Annotated in this window: 24 protein-coding genes and 1 tRNA gene; 11 read left to right on the top strand and 14 right to left on the bottom strand. The window is 58.8% G+C overall.

Annotated features, from left to right (window positions below; genetic code table 11):
• Positions 1-3: 3 nt before the first annotated feature.
• Positions 4-3,702, bottom strand: a complete 3,699-nt coding sequence (locus tag AB4Z23_RS08885) for a response regulator (RefSeq protein ID WP_421477339.1) — start codon at positions 3,700-3,702, stop codon at positions 4-6.
• Positions 3,703-4,167: 465 nt separating this feature from the next.
• Here AB4Z23_RS08885 and AB4Z23_RS08880 point away from each other — a divergent pair, with 465 nt between their 5' ends.
• Entirely contained in the window at positions 4,168-5,646 is a 1,479-nt protein-coding gene (locus AB4Z23_RS08880; RefSeq protein WP_003513690.1) for a DEAD/DEAH box helicase, read from the top strand.
• Between the two features lie 91 nt (positions 5,647-5,737).
• On the opposite strand, the gene AB4Z23_RS08875 is transcribed toward AB4Z23_RS08880, so the two are convergent.
• The 4 genes from AB4Z23_RS08875 to AB4Z23_RS08860 form a co-directional block, all read right to left on the bottom strand.
• Positions 5,738-6,646, bottom strand: coding sequence for a DMT family transporter (locus AB4Z23_RS08875; RefSeq protein ID WP_013636669.1), 909 nt, complete (start codon positions 6,644-6,646; stop codon positions 5,738-5,740).
• 163 nt (positions 6,647-6,809) lie between these two features.
• On the bottom strand, positions 6,810-7,205 hold the full coding sequence (locus AB4Z23_RS08870; RefSeq protein ID WP_019565150.1) for a DoxX family protein: 396 nt from the start codon (positions 7,203-7,205) through the stop codon (positions 6,810-6,812).
• Positions 7,206-7,440: 235 nt separating this feature from the next.
• On the bottom strand, positions 7,441-8,058 hold the full coding sequence (locus tag AB4Z23_RS08865; protein ID WP_003513696.1) for a L,D-transpeptidase: 618 nt from the start codon (positions 8,056-8,058) through the stop codon (positions 7,441-7,443).
• A 78-nt stretch (positions 8,059-8,136) separates the two neighbouring features.
• Positions 8,137-9,033: a DMT family transporter gene (locus AB4Z23_RS08860; RefSeq protein ID WP_376940602.1), complete on the bottom strand. Its 897-nt coding sequence runs from the start codon at positions 9,031-9,033 to the stop codon at positions 8,137-8,139.
• A gap of 483 nt (positions 9,034-9,516) precedes the next feature.
• On the opposite strand from AB4Z23_RS08860, the gene AB4Z23_RS08855 reads away from it, so the two are divergent.
• From AB4Z23_RS08855 to AB4Z23_RS08825, 7 genes are all read left to right on the top strand, one after another.
• Complete coding sequence (locus AB4Z23_RS08855; protein ID WP_003513699.1) at positions 9,517-10,926, top strand: circularly permuted type 2 ATP-grasp protein; 1,410 nt, start codon at positions 9,517-9,519, stop codon at positions 10,924-10,926.
• A 3-nt stretch (positions 10,927-10,929) separates the two neighbouring features.
• Positions 10,930-11,871: an alpha-E domain-containing protein gene (locus tag AB4Z23_RS08850; RefSeq protein WP_003513700.1), complete on the top strand. Its 942-nt coding sequence runs from the start codon at positions 10,930-10,932 to the stop codon at positions 11,869-11,871.
• A 21-nt stretch (positions 11,872-11,892) separates the two neighbouring features.
• Entirely contained in the window at positions 11,893-12,708 is an 816-nt protein-coding gene (locus AB4Z23_RS08845; RefSeq protein WP_003513702.1) for a transglutaminase family protein, read from the top strand.
• 4 nt (positions 12,709-12,712) lie between these two features.
• A complete protein-coding gene (locus AB4Z23_RS08840) occupies positions 12,713-13,309 on the top strand; it encodes a class I SAM-dependent methyltransferase (protein ID WP_025594244.1) in 597 nt (198 codons plus the stop codon).
• An 82-nt stretch (positions 13,310-13,391) separates the two neighbouring features.
• Entirely contained in the window at positions 13,392-13,856 is a 465-nt protein-coding gene (locus tag AB4Z23_RS08835) for a GNAT family N-acetyltransferase (protein WP_441360062.1), read from the top strand.
• A gap of 40 nt (positions 13,857-13,896) precedes the next feature.
• Positions 13,897-14,307 carry a VOC family protein gene (locus tag AB4Z23_RS08830; RefSeq protein ID WP_121556751.1) on the top strand — a complete coding sequence of 137 codons (411 nt, stop codon included), beginning with the start codon at positions 13,897-13,899 and terminating at the stop codon, positions 14,305-14,307.
• A 24-nt stretch (positions 14,308-14,331) separates the two neighbouring features.
• Positions 14,332-14,964: a histidine phosphatase family protein gene (locus AB4Z23_RS08825; RefSeq protein ID WP_421477343.1), complete on the top strand. Its 633-nt coding sequence runs from the start codon at positions 14,332-14,334 to the stop codon at positions 14,962-14,964.
• 62 nt (positions 14,965-15,026) lie between these two features.
• On the opposite strand, the gene araD1 is transcribed toward AB4Z23_RS08825, so the two are convergent.
• The 4 genes from araD1 to chvE all read right to left on the bottom strand — a co-directional run bounded on the left by araD1 (position 15,027) and on the right by chvE (position 20,024).
• Positions 15,027-16,022 carry a 2-keto-3-deoxy-L-arabinonate dehydratase AraD1 gene (araD1, locus tag AB4Z23_RS08820; protein ID WP_013636674.1) on the bottom strand — a complete coding sequence of 332 codons (996 nt, stop codon included), beginning with the start codon at positions 16,020-16,022 and terminating at the stop codon, positions 15,027-15,029.
• Positions 16,023-16,137: 115 nt separating this feature from the next.
• Positions 16,138-17,334 (bottom strand): sugar ABC transporter permease GguB, encoded by a 1,197-nt coding sequence (gene gguB, locus AB4Z23_RS08815; RefSeq protein WP_003513714.1) that lies wholly within the window; start codon positions 17,332-17,334, stop codon positions 16,138-16,140.
• Entirely contained in the window at positions 17,331-18,869 is a 1,539-nt protein-coding gene (gene gguA / locus AB4Z23_RS08810) for a sugar ABC transporter ATP-binding protein GguA (protein WP_003513716.1), read from the bottom strand. Before gguA ends, gguB begins: the two co-directional genes overlap by 4 nt.
• A 90-nt stretch (positions 18,870-18,959) precedes the next feature.
• Positions 18,960-20,024: a sugar ABC transporter substrate-binding protein ChvE gene (gene chvE / locus AB4Z23_RS08805; RefSeq protein ID WP_003513717.1), complete on the bottom strand. Its 1,065-nt coding sequence runs from the start codon at positions 20,022-20,024 to the stop codon at positions 18,960-18,962.
• Positions 20,025-20,278: 254 nt separating this feature from the next.
• On the opposite strand from chvE, the gene AB4Z23_RS08800 reads away from it, so the two are divergent.
• Together AB4Z23_RS08800 and AB4Z23_RS08795 are read left to right on the top strand one after the other, a co-directional pair.
• Positions 20,279-21,283: a LysR family transcriptional regulator gene (locus AB4Z23_RS08800; RefSeq protein ID WP_003513718.1), complete on the top strand. Its 1,005-nt coding sequence runs from the start codon at positions 20,279-20,281 to the stop codon at positions 21,281-21,283.
• Positions 21,284-21,357: 74 nt separating this feature from the next.
• Complete coding sequence (locus AB4Z23_RS08795) at positions 21,358-21,834, top strand: hypothetical protein (protein ID WP_111798817.1); 477 nt, start codon at positions 21,358-21,360, stop codon at positions 21,832-21,834.
• A gap of 35 nt (positions 21,835-21,869) precedes the next feature.
• Here the strand turns inward: AB4Z23_RS08795 and AB4Z23_RS08790 are convergent, their stop codons facing one another.
• Both AB4Z23_RS08790 and AB4Z23_RS08785 read right to left on the bottom strand, forming a co-directional pair.
• On the bottom strand, positions 21,870-22,148 hold the full coding sequence (locus AB4Z23_RS08790) for a hypothetical protein (RefSeq protein ID WP_111783630.1): 279 nt from the start codon (positions 22,146-22,148) through the stop codon (positions 21,870-21,872).
• A gap of 195 nt (positions 22,149-22,343) precedes the next feature.
• Complete coding sequence (locus AB4Z23_RS08785; RefSeq protein ID WP_003513721.1) at positions 22,344-22,850, bottom strand: MarR family winged helix-turn-helix transcriptional regulator; 507 nt, start codon at positions 22,848-22,850, stop codon at positions 22,344-22,346.
• A gap of 522 nt (positions 22,851-23,372) precedes the next feature.
• On the opposite strand from AB4Z23_RS08785, the gene AB4Z23_RS08780 reads away from it, so the two are divergent.
• A tRNA-Arg gene (locus tag AB4Z23_RS08780) sits at positions 23,373-23,449 on the top strand.
• Between the two features lie 249 nt (positions 23,450-23,698).
• Here AB4Z23_RS08780 and AB4Z23_RS08775 read toward each other — a convergent pair.
• The 3 genes from AB4Z23_RS08775 to AB4Z23_RS08765 form a co-directional block, all read right to left on the bottom strand.
• Positions 23,699-24,901 carry an MFS transporter gene (locus AB4Z23_RS08775; RefSeq protein ID WP_174060995.1) on the bottom strand — a complete coding sequence of 401 codons (1,203 nt, stop codon included), beginning with the start codon at positions 24,899-24,901 and terminating at the stop codon, positions 23,699-23,701.
• A 2-nt stretch (positions 24,902-24,903) separates the two neighbouring features.
• Positions 24,904-25,476: an NADPH-dependent FMN reductase gene (locus AB4Z23_RS08770; RefSeq protein ID WP_003513816.1), complete on the bottom strand. Its 573-nt coding sequence runs from the start codon at positions 25,474-25,476 to the stop codon at positions 24,904-24,906.
• A 136-nt stretch (positions 25,477-25,612) separates the two neighbouring features.
• The gene (locus AB4Z23_RS08765) at positions 25,613-26,527 is read right to left on the bottom strand and encodes a homocysteine S-methyltransferase family protein (protein WP_080797879.1); all 915 of its coding nucleotides are present in this window, start codon (positions 26,525-26,527) and stop codon (positions 25,613-25,615) included.

Raw genomic sequence — 26,527 nt, 5'->3', positions numbered from 1 at the left:
CTGTCAGGCGGTCGGCACGTCGCGGCGTGGCATCGCGTCTCCCAGCCATTGCGCGATCTTGTCCTCGAGAATTTCGGGGCTGATGGGCTTCGACAGATAATCATCCATGCCTGCTGCGATGCAGAGCTCGCGGTCCGCGTCCTGTGTATGCGCGGTAACGCCGATGATCGGAACATGCCGGCCGTCGGCAGCCGCCTGTTCGGCGGCGCGGATTGCCAGTGTCGCCTGATGCCCGTTCATCACCGGCATCGACACATCCATAAGGATGACGGCGGGATTGTGCTCCTCCCACGCCTGAACGGCCTTCTTGCCATTGCCGACGATCAGGAACCGCAAACCCGCCTGCTGCAATATCTGGGTGAAGACGATCTGGTTGACGTCGTTGTCCTCGGCCACCAGCACATCCACAAGGCAGGGTCGGCGTCGGTCTGGAACCATCGTCGGAGGTGACACAACCCGCCGCTTCTTGTCCGTGGGGCCATTGTCTGGCCGCACCGGCGCATCGCTGCCGCCTGACCCCAGCCCCTGCGAATCCTGCCGGGCGCGCTTCTGCCGCACATCCCGCACCACATCGAACAGGGTGGAACGCAACAGACGCGCCCGCGCCGGCTTCATCAGATGCGCCTGCACGCTGAGATCGGTGAAAAGGCTCTCGTCACCTACGACATCCATAGACGTCAGGAACACGATGGCGATATCGTCGAAACGGCTATCCGCCCTGATCCGCTCGACCACATCCAGCCCGTTCATAACAGGCATGTGATAATCGAGAATGATGGCGTCGATGGCAAAACCGAGGGACGCAGCCTCCTGCAGCACGGCAATGCCTGATGGCCCGTCCTGCACAGCATGGCCGTCGATTCCCCATGTCTTCAGTTGCTCCGCCAATATGCGGCGATTGACGTCGTTATCGTCGATGACGAGTACGCGTATATCCTCGATCGCCATGGCAAGAAGCGGAGCGTCGCGCCGTTTTTCCGTAACGTGAAACGGAATATTGACCTCGAAGGTCGATCCCTTGCCGACTTCGCTCACCACATTGATCGTACCGTCGAAAAGACCGACAAGACCGACCGTGATCGCCAGTCCCAATCCCGTTCCCTCGTGCCGCCGCGTCGCTGAGCCGTCGACCTGGCTGAATTTGTCGAAGATGGTTTCGAGCTTGTCTGCGGGAATGCCGATGCCGCTATCTTCGACGCGCAGCGACAGAATGGTCTCCGACGCTTCCGCCGACTGCGCCGAAAGTTCGATCAGCACATGCCCCATTTCCGTGAACTTGACGGCGTTTCCAACAAGATTGGTGACGACCTGGCGGAACCGCCCGGCGTCCCCCATGACCTTGCCGAAAACCGATGGATCGATCCGGACGACAAGTTCTATGTTCTTTTCCAGCGCCGCTGAGGACAGGAGGGAAACGACATCCTCCACCGCTTCCGCCGGATCGAAAGGCACGCTGCGCAGCTTCATCTGCCCGGCCTCGATCTTGGAGAAGTCGAGAATGTCGTTGATGATCGTCAGGAGCGCATTGCCGGATTTGACGATGATATCGGTGAAGGTTTTCTGGCGCGTATCCAGATTGGATTTGGCCAGAAGTTCCGCCATGCCGAGCACGCCATTCATCGGCGTGCGGATTTCATGGCTCATATTGGCAAGGAATTCAGATTTGGCACGATCTGCCGCTTCCGCGCGGGAAAGCAGCCGTTGCAACTCCTCCTCGCGCATCTTCATCTCGGTGACGTCGGTGACGATGATGAGCCAGTAATTGCCGGAACTGTTGGTCGCTTCCAGATTGAGCCACGTCTTTCCGGCAATATGGATCAGCCAGGAGAACGGCCTGTTGGCGGCTATGTGCTCTCTCCAGGCGGTCAGCGTCGCGGCCGCCTCCTCTTTGGTGCCAAAATCTCCGCGCCCGGCACAATGGGCAAAGAACCCCGACCAGTTGCAGCCCTTTTCCAACAGCTGCGGCGGCACGTCGAACATTCGCGCCACAGCCTCGTTGGACATGATGATGGTTCCCTGCTCGACCAGCACCAGCCCCTGCGCCATGGCGCGCGTGGCGCCCTGCATATATTCGCCGACACGCTCAAGTTCGGCCTTTGCCTCACTGATCTCGGCGTCGCGCATGCGCACGTCGGTCACATCGGCATAGGTGCTGAGGATTTTTCCGCCGTCGAGGCGGGTCTTGGAAATGACGGTGACCTTGCCGCTTTTGCTGCGCACCTCGCGCGGCGTGAAGACCTTGTCGTTGAGCAGCCGTTCTGCGCGCTGGTTGTAGAGCTCCTCGAAGGGTATATCGCCATAGTCATAAAGGCCGCTTTCGAAATTCGCCTCCATGAATTCGCGATAGCTTTTGCCGACAAGCGACTTCTCGCCGCCGATTTCGCCCCATAACGTGTCGAAGCACGGATTGACATATTCGATGACGAGATCCGCGTTGAGGAGTAGTACGCCAACCGGCAGGGCATGAAGAACCGTTTCGAACTGGCGATGCAGCGCTTCGGCCTGCGCCTGCGCCGCGATCAGCGCATTTTCCCGCTCCTTCAGCAGGCTGACATCTGTGACTGAACCCACCAGATAATATTCGTCATCGGGCGTCGTGACCCGGCCGAGCCGGGTTATGACCGGAACGGCGCCGCCATCCGAAAGCGGAATGATTCCCGTCTTTTCAATCGCCTCTCCGGTTTGCAGGATATGCTCGTTTTCCCGCTGGAACTCTGCGCCCTCCTCCGGAAACATCTCGCATTCGGTCTTGCCCAAATAGTCGGCGAGGCTGCCGCCCCGGAATTTCTCAAAGGCCGCATTGGCAAAGGTCAGCCGCCTGTCCTGATCCCGCAGGAACACGCCCACGGGCAATTGCTCAAGCGCGGCGCGCAGCAGCCAGGTCTCGCGGATCTGCTTGCTAAGCAGGGTCTCATGCGCCTTGAACTCCGTCACATCGACGCGAAGCCCCACCAGCATGCCGTTTTCCAGCCGCTTGTTGACCATACGCACCCACCGGCCATCGGCAAACTGCTCCACCCTTTCGAGATAGGGCAGGGAAAAATCCCGCAACTGCTTCTGCAGCCATGCCTGGTAATCCGGATCGTCCGATTTCACGCTGCGGTAGCCGCTCGAGAAATAGACCGCCTCCATCAGCGTCTCAAGCCGGGTGCCGGGCTTTAGCTGGAGGTTGAAATCGCTGTAGAATTCCACGAAACGCGCATTGCAATAGACGAGCCGGTTTTCACGGTCATAAATTACGATACCGGCATCGATGAGGTCGATAACGCCGCTGTCGAACAGCAGGTCGGCGCTGCCGCCGTCCGAAACACCCTTCACGACAGAGGGCACTTCTTCGAACACCTCAAACAGGAACAGACTGCCGTCATCGCCGGTGAAACGTTCGCAACGCAGCTTGTAAGGCCCTGAAGACGCTGCACCATGGCATGAAATCACTTCGTCCGTGGCAAAGACCAGCGAGCGGCGCTCCCTGTCCTCGCGCTCGGCATCGCGAATATCGGCGGAAAGAGCAAGGCTGGTGTGGCCCGTGAACGCGGCGGGCGGACGCCCCATGACCCGGCCATAGGCTGCATTGACCATGAGGTAGCGAAGCTCGCTGTCCTTGATGCACGCGGGCAAATCCAGGGCGGCGATTGCCCCGTAAGCTTTTTCCAGCAACCCGCATCCTTGGGTCAAGCGATACTCCACACCGTGCAGTTCCATCCTTGTCGAATCAAATATTTCCAGACGTCGTTGCAAAAACGTTATGTGAGAAAACCGCTATTTGCTATGTGCGGAATGGTCGCTTTACCCTTTTTTAACCATAATTATTCGCAAGCCTCCGCGCCTCGCCGGCAATCGCCAGCCTGCCTTCTGCATGGCAGCCATGCGCCGCGGGACGGCAGCGTTACAAAACTATTGCTTGACTTTACGCCATAAAACGCCCACATGCCGGTCAAGCTTTCACCTTCGGCAGCCGCGTGAGCTGCAGCACATGACCAAGATGACTTGGCCCGCATGAAGGAAAAGCGCAACGAATACAGAAGACGGCGTTTTGCCGCACTGATGCGCAGAAAGTTATTCCAACCCACAAGTTCCCAATTCACGCGGGGTTCTTGACGCCGAAACCGCCGGACAGCAGCAACTGCTCCGGACGATTGGTTTTTGGCGCCCCGAAAGGCATTACTATTGACCAGTTTTAGCGAACTCGGCCTCTCTGAAAAGATTGTGGCCAGCGTTACCCAGCTCGGCTACACAACCCCCACCCCCATTCAGGCAAAGGCCATTCCGCTGCTGCTTGAAGGCCGTGATCTCATCGGCCTCGCACAGACCGGCACGGGCAAGACGGCAGCATTCGGCCTGCCCATCATCGAAATGCTGATGAAGCAAGCCGACCGCCCGGCAAACCGCACCACCCGCACCCTCATCCTCGCACCGACCCGCGAACTGGTGAACCAGATCGGCGAAAACCTGCGCTCCTTCGTGAAGAAGACGCCGCTGCGCATCAACCAGGTTGTCGGCGGCGCGTCGATCAACAAGCAGCAGCTTCAGCTCGAAAAAGGCACGGACGTCCTGGTGGCGACACCCGGCCGCCTGCTGGACCTCATCGCCCGCAACGCGATCTCGCTTTCCAAGGTCACCTATCTGGTGCTTGATGAAGCCGACCAGATGCTCGATCTGGGCTTCATTCACGATCTGCGCAAGATTTCCAAGATGGTTCCGGCCAAGCGCCAGACCCTGCTGTTTTCGGCAACGATGCCGAAGGCGATTTCCGAGCTTGCCAGCAACTTCCTGACGGACCCGATCAAGGTCGAGGTAACACCTCCGGGCAAGGCCGCCGACAAGGTCGAGCAGTACGTGCATTTCGTCGCCGGCAAGAACGACAAGACCGACCTTCTGAAGAAGTCGCTCAACGAAAACCCGGATGGCCGCTCTATCGTTTTCCTGCGCACCAAGCACGGCGCGGAAAAGCTCTACAAGCATCTGGAACATATCGGCTTCAAGGTCGCTTCCATCCACGGCAACAAGAGCCAGGGCCAGCGCGAGCGGGCACTGAAGGGCTTCAAGGACGGTGAGATCAAGGTCCTGGTCGCAACCGACGTTGCTGCCCGCGGCATCGATATTCCGGCCGTGACGCACGTCTTCAACTATGACCTGCCGGAAGTGCCCGACGCCTATGTCCACCGCATCGGCCGTACCGCCCGTGCCGGCCGCGACGGCATTGCCATCGCGTTCTGCGCACCGGACGAAACGCGTTTGCTGCACGATATCGAAAAGCTGATGAAGATCGATATCCCGGTTGCATCCGGTGAACGTCCGGCCGGTCTTGCCAGCCCGACGCGCCCGAACAACAACAACCGTGGTCGCAACAACAATGGCGGCCAGCCGCGTGGACCCCGCGAAGGCGGACGCCACAATGGCGAGCCCCGTCCCTCGCGTCACCACGCCCCGCGTGATGCGGACAACGATCTGGAAGTCACGTCAGACTTCAAGCGCGTGAAGACGGCGGAAGGTGACGCAGGTCGCCCGGCCGGCCCTCGCAAGCAGCGCCGCCCTGCCCGCAAGCCCGGCGGCAGCGGTGGAAACCGTCACGCTCCTGCTGGCGGCAACGGTCAGGAAAAGCGCGCTTCCGGCAACGGAAACGGCAATCGCGGCCGTAACCGCTAAGTAACTTAACTCTGCGCGAGCCGATTCCCCGGTATCGCGTGTCTACCTTCAAACCCCGCAAGCGCAGGCTTGCGGGGTTTTCTTTTTGCTCTCAACCGCCCTGCGCCAACGACCGGCGCCGCGACGGCAGGGTCATGGCCAGCACCCCGGCAATCACGCAGACAAGACCCACCCACATGGCAGGCGTCGGCACTTCTCCAAGAAACACCATGCCAATGGCGACACCGATCGGAACCCGCAGATACGCCTGCGACGTGGTACCGACCGAACCGAGCGTCTGCATCAGCCGGAAATAGACCATGAAGGCGAGCGCGGTTGAAAAGACGCTGAGGCACACAAGTGCGGTGAGCGACGCCGGAGATGGCGACAATGTCCAGGGCCGGTCAACGATCACGCTCACCGGCAGCAGAAGCACGGCGCCGCAGATCAGCGAGCCGGCGGCAGGCATGACGGGATCGAGACCCCTGAAGTTTTTGCTGAAGATGGCGGCACAGGCGTAGGAAAAGGCTGCAGTCAGCACGGCAATCTGGCTCCACAGCGCCTCACCCGCCCCGTTTAACGCATCCAGACCGATGATGAGACAGACACCTGTCATGCCCGCAACAGTGCCGAACAGCTTGCGCCCGCTGACCTGTTCATGCCGGATGATCAGCGCGGTGAGAAGAAAGGTGAAGATCGGCGTCGTCGCATTGAGGATGACGGCGAGACCGGCATCGATGCTCTGCTCCGCCCACGCGATCAGCGTGAAAGGCAATACGCTGTTGATGCAGGCCTGAACGAAGAAGAGCCGCCATGTGGCGAAATCCCGCGGCAACCGCAGCCCGCGCAGGCGAATGACCGCCAGCAGCAACAGACCGGCAATCAGGGTTCTTGCGGCAATGAAGGTCAGCGGTGGTATGGTCTCCACCCCGATCTTGATGAAAGTGTAGGATGCGGCCCACAGAGTGGACAACAGGGCAAGCAGCAGCAATTCGCGGGCGATAGGGTTTTGACTGGTCACGGATCAATTTTCCAACTGCGTTCAGGATGAACCGTTCCTAACTCAAAAACAAGCATCTATGCTTCGGTGACGGCCGAAGTTTCCAACGCTTCAAAAGCATGAAGCCCCGCACGGTACCAGCCATGCGGGGCTTCAATGACAGACCGGTGATTGCAGCGGCCGATCAGGCCCGGCGTTCATCCACCGAGAAAGCGCCCGGACCGGCAAACACGAGGTAAAGGAAGATGAAGCAGAACAGGATCGCGGCGTCGCCCCCATTGAGAGCGGGGAAGAAGCTCTTAGGCCCGTGCGCAATGAAATAGGCAACAGCCATCTGGCCGGACAGGATGAAGGCAACCGGACGCGTGAAAAGGCCGACCAGCACGAGAATGCCGCCAACGGCTTCCAGAAGCGCCGCCACCAGCAGCATCGTCGGCAGGGAGCCGTCCATCTGCGATGCCGGGAAACCGAACAGCTTCTGCGTTCCATGCGAAATGAAAAGCAGCGCCGTCATGATGCGCAGCGCCCCGAGTGCCTGCGGGCGATAGCGGGAGAGATTGTCTAAAATTGCCATGTTCATGTGTCCCCGTTGAAGTGGTGCGACGCTCGATACAGCGCAATCATGCCTTTATGGATACACGTCTCGAACACCGAAAATCACATTTCCGATATAGCAGAACTCCCTTAAATACATAAAGGGAGTCATTCTACACATGGTTGATTTTCCACCATAAAACTGCGCTCATGTGGAAAAAATCAACCCAAGGATACAGGCATTTTTTCGAGTGGCAAAGGCGGAAAAATCCGCCTCTCCGTCAGGCCTGCAGCACCACGACCCTGGAGCCAACCGGCACGCGGCTGTAAAGATCGATGATGTCGTGGTTCAGCATCCGGATACAGCCGCTTGACATGGCGTGGCCGATGGATTGCGGCTGGTTGGTGCCGTGCAGACGGAACATGGTGTCGTTGCCGCCGCGATAGAGGTAGAGCGCTCGCGCGCCGAGCGGGTTGTTCGGCCCCCCCTCCATGCCGCCGGCGTATTTCAGATTGCGCGGATCACGGCGCATCATGTTTGCGGTCGGCGTCCAGGAAGGCCATTCCGACTTCCGGCCGATATAGGCGTCGCCCTTCAGCGCAAGCCCCTGGCGACCGACGCCGACGCCGTAACGCATTGCCCGTCCATCGCCCAGTACGTAGTAAAGACGCCGCGCGGGCGTATCCACAATCACCGTTCCGGCCGGATGCGCGGTATCGTATGCCACTTCCTGCCGGCGCAGCTCGGGCTTCACCTTGTCGAGATGCATTTCCGGAAGCGGAAACTTCTCGTCCGGCTTCGCCGCATAATTAAGCCTTTGCTGCCCGATGCCGGAACTTGCGCAGCCGGCCAGCAACAGCGGCAATCCGAACAGAACACCACGACGTGAAATAGACATGTAACCCCCGCCAAATCTCTAGATTAACGAGAGGTATAATTTTATGGTTAACAAATCTCTAATATGAGGTTGTAGGAATTAACGTGCCTCAACCGTCGCTGCGGGCCGGCGGTTGGCCAGATACACCCCCGTTACCGCCAGGACCGTGCCGGCAATCATGGCCGGCGTCAGCGTTTCCCCGAAAAGCAGGGCCGCTTCCACTGCGGCAAGCGGCGGCACGAGATAGATCAGCGAGGCAGCGCGCGAGACCTGCCCGCGCCGGATGAGATAGAGCAGCAGGGCCACCGCACCGATGGAGATCGCGCCTACCGACCAGACGAGCGTGGCGGCAAGCCCGAGGCTCCAGTCCACATGACCATCCTCCAGCAACAGCGCGAAGGGAACGGTGACGATGAGGGCGCCGACATATTGCAGCGTGGCGACCGCCATAATGTTTCCGCCATGGACGTATTTCTTCTGGTAGAGGGTGCCATAGGTCACGGACGTCATGCCCAGCACATTCACCGCCACGGCATAAAGCGGCACGGAAAGGCCGAGCGCGCCTGACGCCATGACCTTCGGCAGCACGGCGATGGCAATGCCGACAAAGCCGAGAAGCAAGCCGGCACGCTGCACCGGAGAGATCTTTTCGCCGATCATGTAACGGGCGGCAACCGCCGTCATCAACGGCTGCAAACCGGCAATAATGCCGCCGATCGCCGCCGGCACGCCCTGCCCTATCGCCCACCAGATCATGCCAAGGTAAAGGCCGTGCAGGAACACGCCGGACAAGATTGCCCGGAAAACATCGATGCGCCGTTCAGGCCATTGAATGGAGGAAAACCGGCAGATCGCCCACAATATGGCACCCGCCAACAGGTAACGCAGACAGAGGAAGGTCAGCGGACCAGTATAATAAACGGCATATTTCGCGGTGACCCAGCCAGTCGACCAGAGGAAGACGAAGATGGCCGGAGCCAGACGGTCGAGCGACATGGGAACTTCCCCTGTGCCGCGTGATGCCCCGCAACCGGACATGGGCCCGGGACAAAAGGCATGCGGCGAATTGACATTTTTACGACTTGAAGCAACCGGTGAACTACCCGGCCGGATCTCGGCGCGCACCCCTTGGCGAAACACAGCCGTCCAAGCTAGCCGGTATCCCCATCCCCGCAAAAGGTCAAAAGTGTTTTGGTGATCGCATCTTTCAGATTTTCTGATGCCACACCCAAAACCCATCAACCGAAAGCGAACGAACAAAATTTGTGCATTCGCCCACGGCGCACACAGTGCCACCACCCCGTTCCGCCCCACCTTGCCCTGCAACCAATTTGCCAATGCCGCATTTATAGGCTGAAAGCGAAAAAACGCTTCTTTTTTAAAACTCTAGGGCGGTAAAAAATCTTCACGGAGGCCTCCGCATAGTTCTTGCATTGCATTTGTCGTTGTATTCATATGGCAAAAAAGGGGACATCGAAGTTGGCATTTGACGAAATGATAAATGCGGACAACGCGCCGCGAAGCCCATATGAAAACTATAACGAGTGGTACAGCCGGCAGGACAGGGCACACCTGATCCAGAAGTCTAAAGACGCGGAAAACATCTTTCGAAAAACCGGCATTACTTTCGCAGTCTACGGCCACGCCGACAGTTCAGAAAAACTGATCCCCTTCGATATCATTCCGCGCATCATTTCCGGGCGCGAGTGGCGCAAACTGGCCCAGGGTATCGAACAGCGCGTTCTCGCTCTCAACGCTTTCCTCGACGATATCTACCACAAGCAGGAAATCATTCGCGCCGGGCGCATTCCTCGCGAAATTATTGAGAAGAACGTCGCATTCCTCCCGGAAATGATCGGTTTCACGCCACCCGGCGGCGTTTATACCCACATTGTCGGCACGGATATCGTCCGCACCGGCGAAGACCAGTTCTATGTTCTGGAAGACAACGCCCGCACGCCTTCAGGTGTCAGCTACATGCTGGAAAACCGTGAAACGATGATGCAGATGTTCCCGGAACTCTTCCATGAAAACCGGGTGCAGCGGGTGGAGGATTACCCCTATCAGCTGCGCCAATCGCTCGCCTCGCTTGCACCCCCCGGCTGCACCGGCAAGCCGCGCGTCGCGGTGCTGACCCCCGGCATCTACAATTCCGCCTATTACGAACATTCATTCCTGGCCGACATGATGGGTGTGGAGCTGGTGGAAGGGTCCGACCTGCGCGTCATGGACGGCAAGGTCAAGATGCGCACTACCCGTGGCTACGAGGCCATCGACGTGCTTTACCGCCGCGTCGACGACGACTTCCTTGATCCGCTCACCTTCCGGCCGGATTCGGCGCTTGGCGTACCCGGCATCATGGATGTCTACCGCGCCGGCAACATCACCATCGCCAATGCGCCGGGCACCGGCATTTCCGACGACAAGGCAATCTATTCCTACATGCCTGAGATCGTCGAGTTCTACACCGGCCGCAAGCCGCTTCTGGAAAACGTGCCGACATGGCGCTGTTCGGAGCCGGACAGCCTGAAATACGTTCTCGACAACCTTGCCGAACTGGTCGTCAAGGAAGTTCACGGTTCGGGCGGTTACGGCATGCTGGTCGGCCCCACCGCGTCGAAAAAGGAACGGGCGCTTTTTGCCGAAAAGCTGAAAGCCCGCCCCTCCAACTACATCGCGCAGCCCACGCTGTCGCTTTCCACCGTGCCGATCATGGTGAAAAACGGCATAGCGCCGCGCCATGTCGATCTGCGTCCTTATGTGCTGGTTTCAGACAAGGTGAAGATCATTCCCGGCGGACTGACCCGTGTTGCCCTCAAGCAGGGCTCGCTGGTGGTCAATTCCAGCCAGGGCGGCGGCACCAAGGATACATGGGTACTGGAGGACTAAGCCATGCTGGGCAGAACGGCAAACGGGCTCTACTGGATGTTCCGGTATATTGAGCGCGCTGAAAACATCGCCCGGCTTATCGATGCGGGCCTGCGCGTTTCCCTGACGCGCAGCGGCAGCGGCGATGAGGACTGGGACGGCGTGTTGCAGAGTGCCGGCGTGCACGAAGCCTTTCTCGAAACGCGCGAGAAGGTGACGGCGGCCAATGCGATCGATTATCTCCTGCGGGACAAGGCAAACCCTTCGAGCGTCATGTCCTGCATCGAGGCAGGCCGCAACAATGCCCGCATGGTGCGCACCGCGCTGACGCGCGAGACATGGGAAGCCACCAACGAATTCTGGATCGAGCTGAAGAACATCCTCGGCCGCAAGCTCAGCCATGCCGAACTGCCGCAGACCATCGATGTCATCAAGCATCGCGCCGGTCTGGTGCGCGGCGCCTTCCACGGCTCGATGCTGCGCAACGATCTCTATAATTTCTCCCGCATCGGCACCTTCATCGAGCGCGCCGACAACACCGCCCGCATTCTCGACGTAAAATATTACGTGCTGCTGCCGGCCGTGGCGCATGTCGGCTCCTCGCTCGACAATGCCCAATGGGAATCCATCCTGCGCTCGGTCTCGGCGCACCGCTCCTATGGCTGGGTCTATGATGCGGAATACAAGCCGGCCAACATCGCCGACTTCCTCATTCTCAACGGCCGCATGCCGCGCTCGCTCGCCTATTGCTATGAGAAGATCACCAGCAACCTCAATTACATAGCTGAGGATTACGGTGAAAAGCACAAGGCGCATGAAACGGCGGAAAGCATTCGCGACAGTCTGCGCAAGACGACGATCGATCGCGTCATGGATGAAGGCCTGCACGAGTTTCTGGAGAGATTTGTCAACCGGAACGGGCAGCTGGGGCAGGAAATCATGGAAGGCTACCGCTTTTATCTATAAGCGCGTGGACGGGGACAGCTTATGCGTCTGAAAATCACCCATACGACCGAATATGTCTATGACGAGCCGATGCCCTATGCATTGCAGCGGCTGCGCCTGACGCCACAGACCGGCCCGTGCCAGACGGTGGAGGACTGGGATGTATCGGTCGACGGCGCCACCGTCGAAGTAAGCTATGACGACCATTTCGGCAACCGTGTCGCACTGGTCGAGACCGAAGGCCCGCAACGCAGGGTCAAGGTCGTGGCTGGTGGCCTCGTCATAACCGAAGACAGGGCCGGCATGGTCGGCCCCCACACCGGCAGTGCGCCGCTATGGCTCTTCCTGCGCGAGACGCCGCTGACGAAGCCTGGCAAACTCGTGCGCGAACTGGCGAAGGCCAGCACCGGCAACAGCGAGCTCGAGCGCCTGCACGACCTGATGGAGAAGATCAACAGCAAGGTGGAATATGTGCCGGGTTCGACCGACACCGAAACCACCGCCGAACTCGCACTCGAAGCCGGCAAGGGCGTCTGCCAGGACCATGCCCATATCCTCATTTCCGCCGCCCGGCTGATGGGCCTGCCCGCCCGCTATGTTTCCGGTTATCTGATGATGGAAGACGTGGCGGAGCAGACGGCAACCCATGCCTGGGCCGAGGTGCATCTGCAGGGGCTCGGCTGGGTTGGCTTTGACGCCGCCAATAATATCTGCCCTGACGATCGCTACGTGCGCATTGCCCTTGGCCTCTGCTACCGCGACTGCGCGCCGATATCGGGCATGCGGATCGGCCCGGCCGGCGAAACACTGAACGTTTCGGTGACCGTGCAGCAATCGCAGAGCCAATCGCAAAGCTGAGACAATGGCCGGCAGAGACGACGAAACGATCGGCTTTTATACGCATAATGCCGGAGCCTATACGTCGAGAGGGCAAACGGCGGACCTTCCCCATTTGGAAAAATTCCTGTCGCGCCTGCCCAAAGGCGCGACCATCCTCGAACTGGGGTGCGGTGGCGGGCAGGACAGTGAATTCATGCTCGCTGCAGGCTTCGACGTGCGCCCGACGGACGGCACACCCGAAATCGCCAAGGCGGCCGAAACGCGGCTCGGCATTCCCGTCGCGACATTGCTGTTCGAAGATATCGGCGACGTGGAGACTTATGACGGCGTGTGGGCCAATGCCTGCCTGTTGCATGTCCCCCGCCCCGCTCTTTCCGGTATCATCCGCCGCATCCGTACGGCGCTGAAACAGGGCGGTGTTTTTTACGCCAGCTTCAAGGCCGGGGAAGCGGAAGGCCGCGACACGTTCGGCCGCTATTACAACTATCCTTCGAAAACCTGGCTTGAGGACCTGTACGGGCATTTCGCCTGGGCAGGCGTGGAGATAGAAGCACGGCACGGCAGCGGTTACGACAAGCTGCCAACCGACTGGCTGCATGTGACGGCAACGAAACCCTGATCCGCTTTCAACAACCTGTGGGTTGCGAAAGCCCGCCGTGACCGGTTAAATCGCCGCAGCAACCGATCAGGGAGAGGGCTTTTTGTACAGTATTTCCGACTATCGCGACTGCCAGTCCCATGGACCCATCATTGCGGAACGGGTCTGGACGGCATGGTGGCAGGATAGTGGCCTCCAGGTCGGCGGTTTGGCTGAACATCTGAAGGATATGGTGAACCCCCATGCCCTGCCGACCGGCTTCGTCGCCCATGACGACAAGGGTTACGTCGGCTCCGCCTTTCTTATCCATTGCGATCTGGAGGAGCGGCCACAATATCTGCCATGGGTTGCCGCACTTTGGGTGGAGGAAAACAGCAGACGCTCAGGTGTCGCCCGGGCGCTGATGCAGGCCGCAACACAACGGGCCGCCGAACTTGGTCACGATACCAGCTACCTGTGCTGCCAGCGCCGTCTCGAAACCTATTATACGAACTGCGGCTGGACCGTTCTGGAGCGTGGCGTTGGCAAGCACGACCTGACAGTGCTGACCTACAGCACGAAAACATAGACTGTCCGCTATATCCGTTGCCGGACATCGGGGAGGAACCATGAAACCGCCAGCCGCCCTTATGGAAACGGCGATCTATGCCAACGATCTCGACGCCGCCGAGGCCTTTTATCGCGATGTCTTCGGGCTGGAGGTGGTGCGCAGGCTGCCGGGCCAGTTCGTGTTCTTCAAATGTGGCCGGCAGATGCTGCTGGTCTTCGATCCGCAACAGTCGCGCACGGCCACCCCCGACAATCCGATTCCGCGCCACGGCGCCACCGGACAAGGCCATTTCTGTTTTTATGCGAAAGACAAGTCAGAAGTGGACGAATGGAAAGCCCGCTTCGAGGAGCTTGGAATTCCCATCGAACACTATCATCGCTGGCCGAATGACAGCTATTCCGTCTACATCCGCGACCCGGCCGGCAATTCCGTGGAGGTGGGCGAAGGCAGGCTGTGGGGGTTCGAGTAAGCCCCAGCTACCCGGAAGAACACTATGAAGAACATTTTTGTCGTCACGCACACCCAGTCCGTCCATCATGTCGAGAACAAGGTTGGTGGCTGGTATGATACCGAACTGACACCCAAGGGAAAAGCCGATGCGCAGGCGACGGCCGAGAAACTTGTGGCCTTGATCGGCAACGCATCAGTTGAAATCTTCAGTTCCGATCTTCTGCGGGCCTCCCAGACTGCGGCAATCATTGCTGAACACCTCAAGTCCCCTTTTGAAACCACGGATGGCCTGCGGGAAATCAGCTACGGTTCGGCGGGTGGTATGCCGCAGGAATGGCTCGACGCCCGTCAGATACCGGCCCCCCATCACGACCGGATGGATCATCGTGGCGGAATTGCTGATGGCGAAACGAGACGAGAGTTGGCCGAAAGAGTGTACCGCGCCGTGGACACGATTATATCGCGTCCTTGCCCCACGCAGATCATCGTTACCCATGGCTTCGCTCTTACCTTCGTCATCGCAACATGGATCAAAATGCCGATCGACAGCGTCGGTTATGTCAGCTTTCCCGCGTCTTCCGGCAGCATTACGCACCTAAGACAAGACGATTACTGGCAAAACCGCGGCGTTATCGCTTTGGCGGATGTGTCCCACCTGAAGACAAGCCGGGGATGACGTCGAGAGGGGGACGCTGAGCGACCCCCTCCCTCAACCGTTTAACGTGCAGCCCCGGTAGATCAGATCTGCCGAACCGTGATTTCTTCTTCCGCATTAACCGCAAGCGGGTTCCTCAGCGGCAGGCCGAAACCGGCGGCCTCGATCTCGAACACGTCACCCGCTTCCGGCTTGATGCCCTCCGCAAAAGAGAGCGTCGCGGTGCCGAACATGTGCACATGGACGTCACCAGGTGCGCGGAACAGGCCGTATTTGAAGTGGTGATATTCGAGGTTCGCGAAGGTGTGGGACATGTTGTCCTCACCCGAAACAAACGGCTTTTCGAAAATGACCTTGTCGCCACGACGGATGCGCGAGGTGCCGCGAATATCCGACGGCGCAACGCCGACGCGGATTTCCGGGCCGAAGCTTGCCGGGCGCAACTTCGAATGGGCGAGGTAGAGATAGTTGATCCGCTCGGTGACGTGATCGGAAAATTCGTTCGACACGGCAAAGCCGATGCGCACGGGTTCGCCCTTGTCGGAGATCACGTAGATGCCGGCCATTTCCGGCTCTTCGCCGCCATCAAGCGCGAAGGACGGAGAGGTGAGAGCAGCACCGGGTGCCGCTGCGACATAGCCGTTGCCCTTGTAGAACCACTCGGGTTGAACGCCCTTTTCGCCAGCCTTCGGCTTGCCATTTTCCAGACCCATGCGGAACATCTTCATGGAATCCGTAAGGCTTTCCTCGGCGGCTTCCGTGGTCTTCTTGTGCATGCTGTCGCGGGTAGCAGCAGAGCCGAGATGGGTCAGGCCCGTGCCTGTCAGATGCAGATGCGCCGGATCGGGATGGGTGATCGGCGGCAGAAAGCGACCTTCAGCGTAAGCCTTTTCAAGATCGACGGCATCGCCGAGACCATGGGCGGACACAACATCGGCAAGGCTCTTGCCACCATTGGCAGCTTCCATGGCCAGCGCGTAAACCGATTGAGCGCCGTTGACGGCGTGCGCCTGTCCGCCTTCTTCGCGAACGGCGACGGTGATTTTGCCACTGGCATCCTTGATCTGTGAAATGAGCACGGGATTTCCTTCCTGCGGCGCAACGCGCCTTATCTTCTTCGGCGCGTTGCGCCTTCACCTTATGAAAGTGGCCGGAAACCGGCCACTTTTTTGACTTGCTATATTGGCTGGGCAATCAGCCCTTGTTCTTGTTGTAGACGTCGAAGAACACGGCAGCGAGCAGCACGAGGCCCTTGACCATCTGCTGGAAGTCGATGCCGAGGCCGACGATCGACATGCCGTTGTTCATGACGCCCATGATGAAGGCACCGATAACAGCACCGGTGATCTTGCCAACGCCGCCGGAGGCCGAAGCACCGCCGATGAAGCAGGCCGCGATCACATCAAGCTCGAAGCCAACGCCTGCCTTCGGCGTTGCCGAGTTGAGGCGTGTCGCGATGATCATGCCGGCCAGACCGGCCAGTACGCCCATGTTGACGAAGGTTAGGAAGCTCAGGCGTTCGGTGTTGATACCGGAAAGCTTGGTCGCCTTCTCGTTGCCGCCCATGGCGTAAACGCGGCGGCCAATGGTCGTGCGGCGCGTCACGAAGCTGTAAAGCGCAATCAGAACCAGCATCACGATCAGGACGTTCGGCAGGCCACGATAGGTGGACAGCTGGTAGCCAAGGAACAGAATAGCGCCTGAGATGAGCAGGTTCTGCACAATGAAGAAACCGAACGGCTCCACGTCAATGCCGTGCTTCACGTTCACCACGCGACGGCGCCACGCCAGATAGAACAGCACGACCGTAATCACCAATGTCAGGATCATCGACGTCGTGTTCAGACCTTCGATGCCACCGATATCAGGCAGGAAGCCGGTGCTGATGATCTGGAAATCCGTCGGGAACGGGCCGATGTTCTTGCCGCCGAGCACAAAAAGCGTGAGGCCGCGGAACACAAGCATGCCCGCCAGCGTCACGATGAACGACGGGATGCGATGATAGGCGATCCAGTAACCCTGGGCAGCACCGATGATGCCGCCGATGACAAGACAAATCAGCGCCGCGAGAAACGGGTTCATGCCCCACTGCACGGTCAATATGGCCGCAATCGCGCCGACGAAGGCGACGATGGAACCGACCGAAAGGTCGATATGTCCGGCCACGATGACCAGCAGCATGCCCAGCGCCATGATGACGATGAACGAGTTCTGCAGGATGAGGTTGGTCAGGTTCACGGGCCGGAACAGAATGCCGCCGGTATAGAACTGGAAGAAAACCATGATAGCGACGAGCGCGATCAGCATGCCGTATTCGCGGATATTGGAGCGAATATACGACCCGACCGAGATGACGTTGCTTTCTTCGTTTGTGGTGTTTGCCGAACTCATGAGTTCTTCTCCCCTGAGCGCATGATAGCGCGCATGATGCTTTCCTGGCTCGCCTCTCCCTTCGGCAATTCAGCGACGATGCGGCCTTCGTTCATGACGTAGATGCGGTCGCAATTGCCGAGCAATTCAGGCATTTCCGATGAGATCATCAGAACGCCTTTGCCGTCGGCAGCGAGCTGGTTGATGATGGTGTAGATTTCGTATTTCGCGCCAACGTCGATACCGCGTGTCGGCTCGTCGAGGATCAGGACATCAGGATTGGAGAAGAGCCACTTGGAAAGCACGACCTTCTGCTGGTTGCCGCCCGAAAGATTGACCGTTTCCTGAAAGATGCCCGAAGAGCGGATGCGAAGGCGTGTGCGGAAATCGCTCGCCACCTTCATTTCCTTGATGTCGTCGATGACGCTGGCCTTCGACACGCCGGCCAGATTGGCAAGCGTGGTGTTGTGCAGAATGTTGTCGTTGAGCACCAGACCGAGATGTTTGCGGTCTTCGGTCACATAGGCAAGACCGGCATCGATTGCCTTGCGCACGGTGCTGACATCCACGGGCTTGCCGTCGATCAGAACGTCGCCGGTGATCTTGTGACCGTAGGACTTGCCGAACACGCTCATGGCGAATTCCGTGCGCCCTGCCCCCATCAGCCCGGCAATGCCGACGACTTCGCCCTTGCGCACGGTGACGTTGATGTCGTGCAGGACCTTCCGGTCGCGGTGCTGCTGGTGATAGGCGTTCCAGTTCTTCACTTCGAGAATGGTCTCGCCGATCGGCACGTCGCGCGGCGGATAACGATCTTCTAGATCGCGTCCCACCATGTTGCGAATGATGACGTCCTCGCTGATTTCTTCCTGATGACAGTCGAGCGTCTTCACCGTCATGCCGTCGCGCAGCACGGTGATCTGGTCGGCCACCTTGCGCACTTCGTTGAGCTTGTGGGTGATGATGATCGACGTCATGCCCTGCTTGCGGAACTCGATCAAAAGGTTGAGCAGAGCCTCGGAATCGCTCTCGTTGAGCGAGGCGGTCGGCTCATCAAGGATGAGAAGCTTCACGCTCTTCGACAACGCCTTGGCGATTTCGACCAGCTGCTGCTTGCCGACGCCGATATCCGTAATCAGCGTCTCCGGCGATTCCTTCAGGCCCACCTTCTTCAGAAGTTCGCGGGTACGGTTGAAGGTCTGCTGCCAGTTGATCACGCCGCCCGAAGCGACCTCGTTGCCAAGGAAAATATTTTCGGCAATCGACAGGAGCGGCACAAGCGCAAGCTCCTGGTGAATGATGATGATACCAATATCTTCGCTGTCGTTGATGGCGCGAAAATTTCGCACAGCACCTTCATAGTGGATCTCGCCCTCATAGGTGCCAGCGGGATAAACACCGGAAAGGACCTTCATCAAGGTCGACTTTCCAGCGCCGTTCTCGCCAACGAGCGCGTGGATCTCACCTTCCTTTACCTTAAGGTTAACGTTCTCAAGCGCTTTTACGCCCGGAAACGTCTTGGTGATGTTCCGCATTTCGAGAATGGTATTGGCCATATCGCAATCCAGCGCCCGATTAATTCAGGCGTTTTTATTTTTATGGAAAAACGGGGACGGCGCCAAGCCATCCCCGCATGTGTTGCAGGCTTATTTCAGCTGGTCTGCGGTGTAGTAACCACCGTCGACGAGAACCTGCTTGTAGTTGTCCTTGGTCACGGCAACCGGCTTGAGCAGGTAGGACGGAACAACCTTGACGCCATTTTCATAGGTCTTTGTGTCGTTCACCTCAGGCTCCTTGCCCTGCAGAACGGCGTTGACCATGCCAACAGTAACCTTCGCGAGTTCGCGAGTGTCCTTGAAGATGGTCGAATACTGTTCGCCAGCAATGATCGACTTGACCGACGGAACTTCAGCGTCCTGACCGGAAACGACCGGCAGCGGCTGGTCCTTCGTGCCATAACCAACGCCCTTCAGCGAGGAGATGATGCCGATGGACAGACCGTCATAGGGCGACAGAACAGCGTCAACCTTTGCGTCCGTGTAATAAGCCGACAGGAGGTTATCCATGCGAGCCTGGGCCGTTGCCGGATCCCAACGCAGCGTACCGACCTTGTCCATGCCCATCTGGCCCGACTTTACGACCAGCTTGCCGCTGTCGATGTAAGGCTTCAGAACCGACATCGCGCCATCGTAGAAGAAGAAGGCGTTGTTGTCGTCAGGAGAACCGCCGAACAGCTCGATGTTGAACGGACCCTTGCCGTCCTTCAGGCCAAGCTTGTCGACGATCGAAGTTGCCTGCAGAACGCCAACCTGGAAGTTGTCGAAAGTGGCGTAGTAGCTGACGTCGCCGCTGTTGCGGATGAGACGGTCATAAGCGATGACCTTGATGCCCTGCTGACCAGCCTGCTTCAAAACGTCCGACAGGGTCGTGCCGTCGATCGAAGCAATCACGAGGACCTTAACGCCCTTGGTGACCATGTTTTCGATCTGGGAAAGCTGATTCGGAATATCGTCGTCGGCGTATTGCAGATCGGTCGTGTAACCGGCTTCCTGCAGCTGCTTGACGATATTGTTGCCGTCATCGATCCAGCGCGCGGAAGACTTGGTCGGCATGGCGATACCGACAGAACCCTTGTCCTGCGCGAAAGCCGGCGCTGCAAAGGAAGCAGCACCGATGGCACAAGCCGCCATCAGCGAAATAATGGACTTCATTAACTCTCTCCCTTGAACCCTCTTTGGTACCCGCTTGTTGCGTTGCACCATAAAATTCATGCCATCAGAGGAAGAAGCCGCATTGCGCCCGTTCCGATCTCGCAACTGCGAAATGGAACAGATGCCGCTCCTCCCCGGCATTCCGCAAATTGTTCTGAATCCATATAACTGTCAAATAGAATAAATCAGTTTACGTATATCAATTATGATATATTAAATCGATACAATAACCATTGAGGGGTATAAACCGGCGAATGAGCAACCAAAAAGTGTATGAGCAGACGCAAACAGCGGATGCGCTGTTCGTCTTCGAAGACAACCCTTTGCTGCGCGCCGGCTTGAAGATGAGCCACCTGCGCATGCTGGTCATGATCGAGGAGCACGGGCAGGTCAGCGCCGCCGCCGCCGCCATGAACATGACGCAGCCGGCGGCATCGCGCATGCTCTCGGAAATGGAAGCAATCGTCAAAAGCCCGCTCTGTCAGAGAGCGTCGCGCGGTGTGGTGCTGACCAAGTTCGGCGAGGCGCTGGCGCGGCGCGCCCGCACCATATTGCTGGAGCTGCGTGAGGCGAGCCGCGAACTCAACCAGATGAAATCCGGCAGCGGCGGATCGGTTTATATCGGCGCCGTCACCGCACCGGCCATCAGCCTGGTCGTGCCCGCCATAAGACGGGCGATGGACACCTATCCCGGTATCGAGATCAACGTGCAGGTGGAAAGTAGCAACGTGCTGGCGCGGGAACTTCTGGCCGCACGTCACGATTTCATCATCGGCCGCATCCCCGATGATTTCGACCCCGGCCTGTTCTCCATCCATGAAATTGGCATCGAGCGCGCCTGTCTGGTGGTTCGCGAGGGCCACCCCCTGCTCCACGGCGAGCCCGTGACATTGCAGGATCTGTCCGGTTACGACTGGGTCTTCCAGCCGCCCGGCGCGCTTTTGCGCAGAACGATGGAAGACGTGTTCCTCACTCACGGCGTCGCCATGCCGCGCAACGTCATCAACACGCCATCCGTGGTGCTGACGCTTGCCCTTATCTGCAACACGGATGCAATTGCGCCAATCGCGCAGGACATGGCCGAGTTCGTGGCCGGCCAGCAGGCCGATATCGGCCGCACCCGCATCCTGCCGACGGATTTCGAGCTTGTCGTCAAGCCCTACAGCATCATCACCACCAAAGGCCGCGTTTTGCCGCCCAGCGCCCGGCTGCTCTACGATCTGGTTCTGGATGAAAGCCGCAAACTGACGGGCTTTTGAGGAAGGCAAGCCAGACGCCAACTTCATTGTATATAGAGGCCGGATTTATCGGGACTTGCCCAGGGAATAGCCGCATGCTTTTCGGACAATCCGTCTTCGAGTCGGTCGTTGAAAGACTGAGACAGGAAAAAGAAGACGAGAGCGCGGAGCCGACGCCGCCCACCGGTCATCGTATTGTGGGTTTTAGCTCTGGCTTCGTCGTGGATACCTATCCGGATGCACCGCAACCGGGAAACGCCAGTCTCGACGCCTATCTGGCCTTTCTGCCGGAGCCCGTTGCGCTTGCCGAGCCCCAGCCGGAACCCCAACCCGAACCCATGCCGGCCCATCTCGAAAAGACCTCGCTCGCGGATGTTTCAGCAGAACTGGCCATCCATGAAACCGACACCGCCGCAACGCTTGCGGAAAAGCGCCGCGCCTTCGCAAGGCTCAATCATCCCGACGGAGTGAGACCGGAATTCCGGCACAATGCGACGCTGCGCATGACAGCGGCAAATCTCCTGATTGACCAGGCGATCCGGATGCTGCGAACTCGTGAACATTTCCAATAGAGGCAGGTAGCGGTTTTACACCCGGAAAGCTCGCCTCAGCCGGCGTCGTTTCTATCCGTGGGTGCACTTTCCACTGGCTCGTCTGAATCGTCCCTGGCCGCGTCAGCCTTGCCTGCAGCGTTCTCCTCGCTGGCGGGCTTGAACTTCAGCAACAACTCATAGGCCGCATAGACCGCCACGCCGCCGACAACCGTGCCCCAGAAAAATTCGCGATTGACGAATTCGATGACGGACCAGGCGGCGCAAAAGCCGACGATGAGCAATCTGACCCACAAGCGGCGATAAAGCGGATGGCTCGTATCGATAATCAGCATGGCGTTCCCGTTTCGGGCCTTTCCAGAACATTGCGCAGTTGCGGCATGACGCGACGCCCAAGGCGTCGGCACGTCCAAGGCGTCTTGGCCGTTTCGCAGGAAAATTGCAACGCAAATCGACCCGCTACCAATCAGACCCTCGTGAAAGGGAGAGGCAGGGGCAGAGGGATTGCCGACCGGCTTGACCGATACCGCTCAGTCCCGCAGGCGCCCAAGCAGAGCCAGCAGCTGGTCACGGGCTTTTTTGCCGCCGATCCGGTCGATCAGCTTTTCCTCGCGGTCACGCCATGCATCGGAAAGGCGCTCAAGAAGGCTGCTGCCCTCATCCGTCATGTCGAGGAAATGAACGCGCCTGTCCTCTTCCGACCTGCGGCGGACAAGCAATCCCTTGCTTTCCATGCTATCGACGATCGCGACGAAATTGGCACGCTGTATGCCAAGTGCCTCGGCCACATCGCTCTGCTTGAGGCCCGGATTGCCGCCGACGATGACGAGAACGGAAAAATCGGCCGGCCGCAATCCCATCTCCGCCAGCACGTCGGAAAAGCCGTTTGCCACGGCAAGTTGCGAGTGCCTCAAATGATAACCGATCGCGGTCGTCAACAATCCATAGTCGATAGCGTTTAAATGTTCCGCCTGCGTGCCGCCGCTTTCGGCCTTTTCCGCACGTGGCCCGTTGCTATGTGCCAATTGCAAAGCCATCCGATCCCCCGCCTGATTCGTTCCTTAACCCTGCCGGAATGATAACCGACAACAGGACTAAACTGTATCCCAAATAAATGTAGATGATACTAATATTGTATAATAATTTGACAGTTAATACCCATTGCGACAACCCCTGTCTCGTAATCACCATCGGGCGCAAAAGAAAAGTATGATTATTTACCCACCGATTTTTAGGGTCAAAAACCATCTCCCCCGCCTTGTTTGAACGGCGATACGACAATCAACCCGCCTGTGTACAAAAGTGCCAGGACAGCCGCTGGATGCAGACGTAAAATACTACTTAAAAGGGAAACGTCTTATCAGGAAGAAACGCAATACCGCTAACAACATACCGCCCTGCTATCGCAAACATGCAGACAGCAGCCCTCGCAGCAACCCACGCTCTCCCCCTCACCGGAAAACAGACCCCATTTCGTAAATCTTTGATTTTTAGACATTGATGCGGAAAGAAAGCTGGGGTATGAACCAACCGCTGCACGCGATTCAAGCGTGACCGCTGCACCCGTAGCTCAGCTGGATAGAGTGTTGGATTCCGATTCCAAAGGTCACAGGTTCGAATCCTGTCGGGTGCGCCATTTTACGCATTTAACGCGCAAATGCACACAGGTCACCATTATGCGGGCGGCACACGTCCGCCAGCAAGCGGAAACCCCGGGCCACATTTCGAGGGAAAAGAACGGAAAACGGCTGATCGTCTCACAGCCGCGCTTCGTTGGTTTTCTTACAATATTCATGCCGGCTACAGGGAATGTCAGTCGGCAAAACATTGACGAGGGCTGTTGCCCCCGTCCCCATCGATCAGTGACAACGTCAAAGAGAGCGTGTCATCCACCCCGGGCAAAAGACCGTGGCTTTCGCACCGTCGCCCATCGCTGAATTATGGAAGCCATGACGGCAAGACCGGCCATGACGGTGAACGCCGTGGAAATATCGCGATAGGTCACGGCAAAACCGAACCGGGCGATCCAAGGCTGGCTTGCCAGCGGCGATATGAAATGCCCGAGAAACATCGATGCCGTAACGACGCCGGCAATACGCCCGCGCAACCGCAGCGGCGCAAGCATGATCGTCGTGGACATAATAGCCGGCATCACAGCACCGAGGCCAAGGCCCACCACCGCAAGCGCCGAAAGCATGGAAACCAACCCGTATGCCGCGGCAAGCAGCGCAAAACCCGTTGCCATCAACACCAGCCCGACCGCCAGAATAACGGTCACGCCAATCCGCGCCCCCAACCGACCGAAGTTGAGCGCCATCAGCGCGCCCGCCAGATTGAAGATGCCGATGGCGTATCCGGCAACGCTGCCGGAAAACAGCCCAAGCTCCCGCAGGAAAAACGGCAATTGCGAGGGGATGGTGTAAAACAGGGCGTTGACGAGAAATACCGCCAGTGCCAGCACGGCCACCAGAAACCAGTTGACCGCAAAAGCCTGTTCGCCGCCGTTTTTAACGTGGATATTGTTTCTTGCCGGCTCCCGCAAAAACAACAGTGCCGCCGGCAGAATGAGCAGCGCCACGGCATAGACCGCGAAGGGCGCGCGCCAGTGAACATCCGCCAGCAAGCCTCCCGCCACCACGAAAACGACACCGCCAAGCTGGGTGAAGGCCTGTTGCAGGCCGAGATAACGCTCCCGCGCCGGGCCTTCGAAATAATCGCCCACCAGCGCCGTGCCGATCGTCATGATGCCGCCGATCGCAAACCCCAGAAAGGCCCGGCCAACGAGCAGGCCCGCAAGACTATCGGCAAAAAGCCCGGACATGCCGGAAAGGCTGTAAAGCAGGATCGCGCCGAGCAGCAGCCGCTTGCGGCCGAACCGATCCGCCAGCACGCCGGCGACCGGCGCGCAAAGAGCCACGAAAACCGATGGTAACGTCAGCACCATGCGGCTCATGATCTCGACATTCGGCGTCGACAGGAAGCTCTGTTCGATGGCGGGCAGCGAGGGCGCAACCGTGGTTCCGGCCATGATGGTGAGTGTGGCGACGAACAGAAGCGTGAGTTTCAGCGACGGGGAATTGTCAGTCATTCTCAAGCCCCTTTGTAGGGTGTTGCGGAACGCGCCTTATTCAACGCATGCGCCCACCAGCCCAGCTTGCCCATCATCGTTTCCAGCGCGCTTGCCGCTGGCGCTCCGGGGTCGAACTGCCCGGCGGCATCGACACGGTCCCAGGGATTTGCAAAGCTGACGACATCGCGGATCGTCGTGGCATGCAGTTCCGCAAACACGGGGCGAAGCTGCTCGACAGCGCGCAGGCCGCCGGAAATCCCGCCATAGGAAACGAAGGCCACCGGCTTGGCGCCCCATTCGTCATAGGCGGAATCGATCAGGACCTTCAGCGCGCCGGGGTAGCTGCGATTATATTCCGGTGTGACGACGATGAAGGCATCGGCGGCATCAAGGCTTTCACGAAGTTGCCGCACGGAGGCGCGGTCGGGCGTGTGGCCCTGCGGCAGATCAAGTTCGCGCGGGTCGAGCACCGCAAACTCGATCCCCGGCAATGCGCCGAGTTGCTCCTGCAGCCATTTGCCAATGACATCGCAGAACCGCGGATTGCGGGCACTGCCAAAAATGATTCGGATGGAGAGTGTATTATCGCTCATGGAACGTCCTTCAGTAATGTTCCACTCCCTGATAATTCCTCAACTATAGTTGAGGTCAATGGCCGCAACGAAAAAAAGCGGCAGGCGTTGAGCCTGCCGCTTTCAACTCAATGTCGCTGGGAGCCTGTCGAAGACTTCAGGCGGCCGCGCGCCGCAATGCCGTTGCAACGGTGTGGATATGGGCAGCGCCAATGCCGCAGCAGCCGCCGATCATGGTTGCGCCGGCATCCGCCCAGGAGCAGGCGAACCGCGAATAGACATCGTCGGTCAGGTCGGTGCGCGTGCCGTGCAGACCTTCATTGGCGGCGGAATCGCCCTGTTCACCTTCGAAGGCATTGGCATAAACGCCGATCTCAAGCGAAACGCCCTTTTCCGCAAAGACAGCGGATGCCGTTTCCACGGCGGCTTTCATGATTTCCGGCTTGCTGCAATTGAACAGAAGGGCGGCAGCACCAGATTGCGCCGCCCATTCGGCCGCCGCCTTTACCGTTTCACCAGAGCGCAGCGCAGGCTCGCCACCGCCTGTCGCAGCCGCATCGTCGTTCAACGTGAAGGAAATCCAGAACGGTTTGCCGGTTGCGGCCACGGCTTCCCGCACCGCTTCGCCTTCGGCGATCAGGCTCAGCGTCTCACCCAGCCAGACATCTACAGAAGGAGCGAGATTGTCGACCAGCACCTTCAGATAGTCCTGCACCCTCGTGGCATCGAAATTCTGCGGCTCATAGGAGCCGAAGATCGGCGGCAGCGAACCGGCCACCAGCACGTCGCGGCCGGAGGCATCCGCAGCCTCGCGTGCCAGCCTGCCGGAAAGGGCGATCAGCGATGCGCCATCCTTCTGGAAACGCTCCTCGCCGATATGGAACGGCACCAGCGCATAGGAATTGGTGGTGACGACATCGGCACCGGCCTCGATGAATTCCTGATGCACCTGCCGCACGATATCAGGTGAATTGATGAGCGCCAGCGCCGACCATTCCGGCTGTTTCAGCTCGGCGCCGAGCCGCTGCAATTCGCGGCTCATGCCGCCGTCGAGAATACGGATAGTGCCCAT

The sequence above is a fragment of the Agrobacterium sp. MCAB5 genome (assembly GCF_052114365.1).
Lineage (GTDB): Bacteria > Pseudomonadota > Alphaproteobacteria > Rhizobiales > Rhizobiaceae > Agrobacterium > Agrobacterium tumefaciens.
Note: the sequence above shows the minus strand (reverse complement) of the source record. Positions and strands in the feature narration are given on the sequence as shown.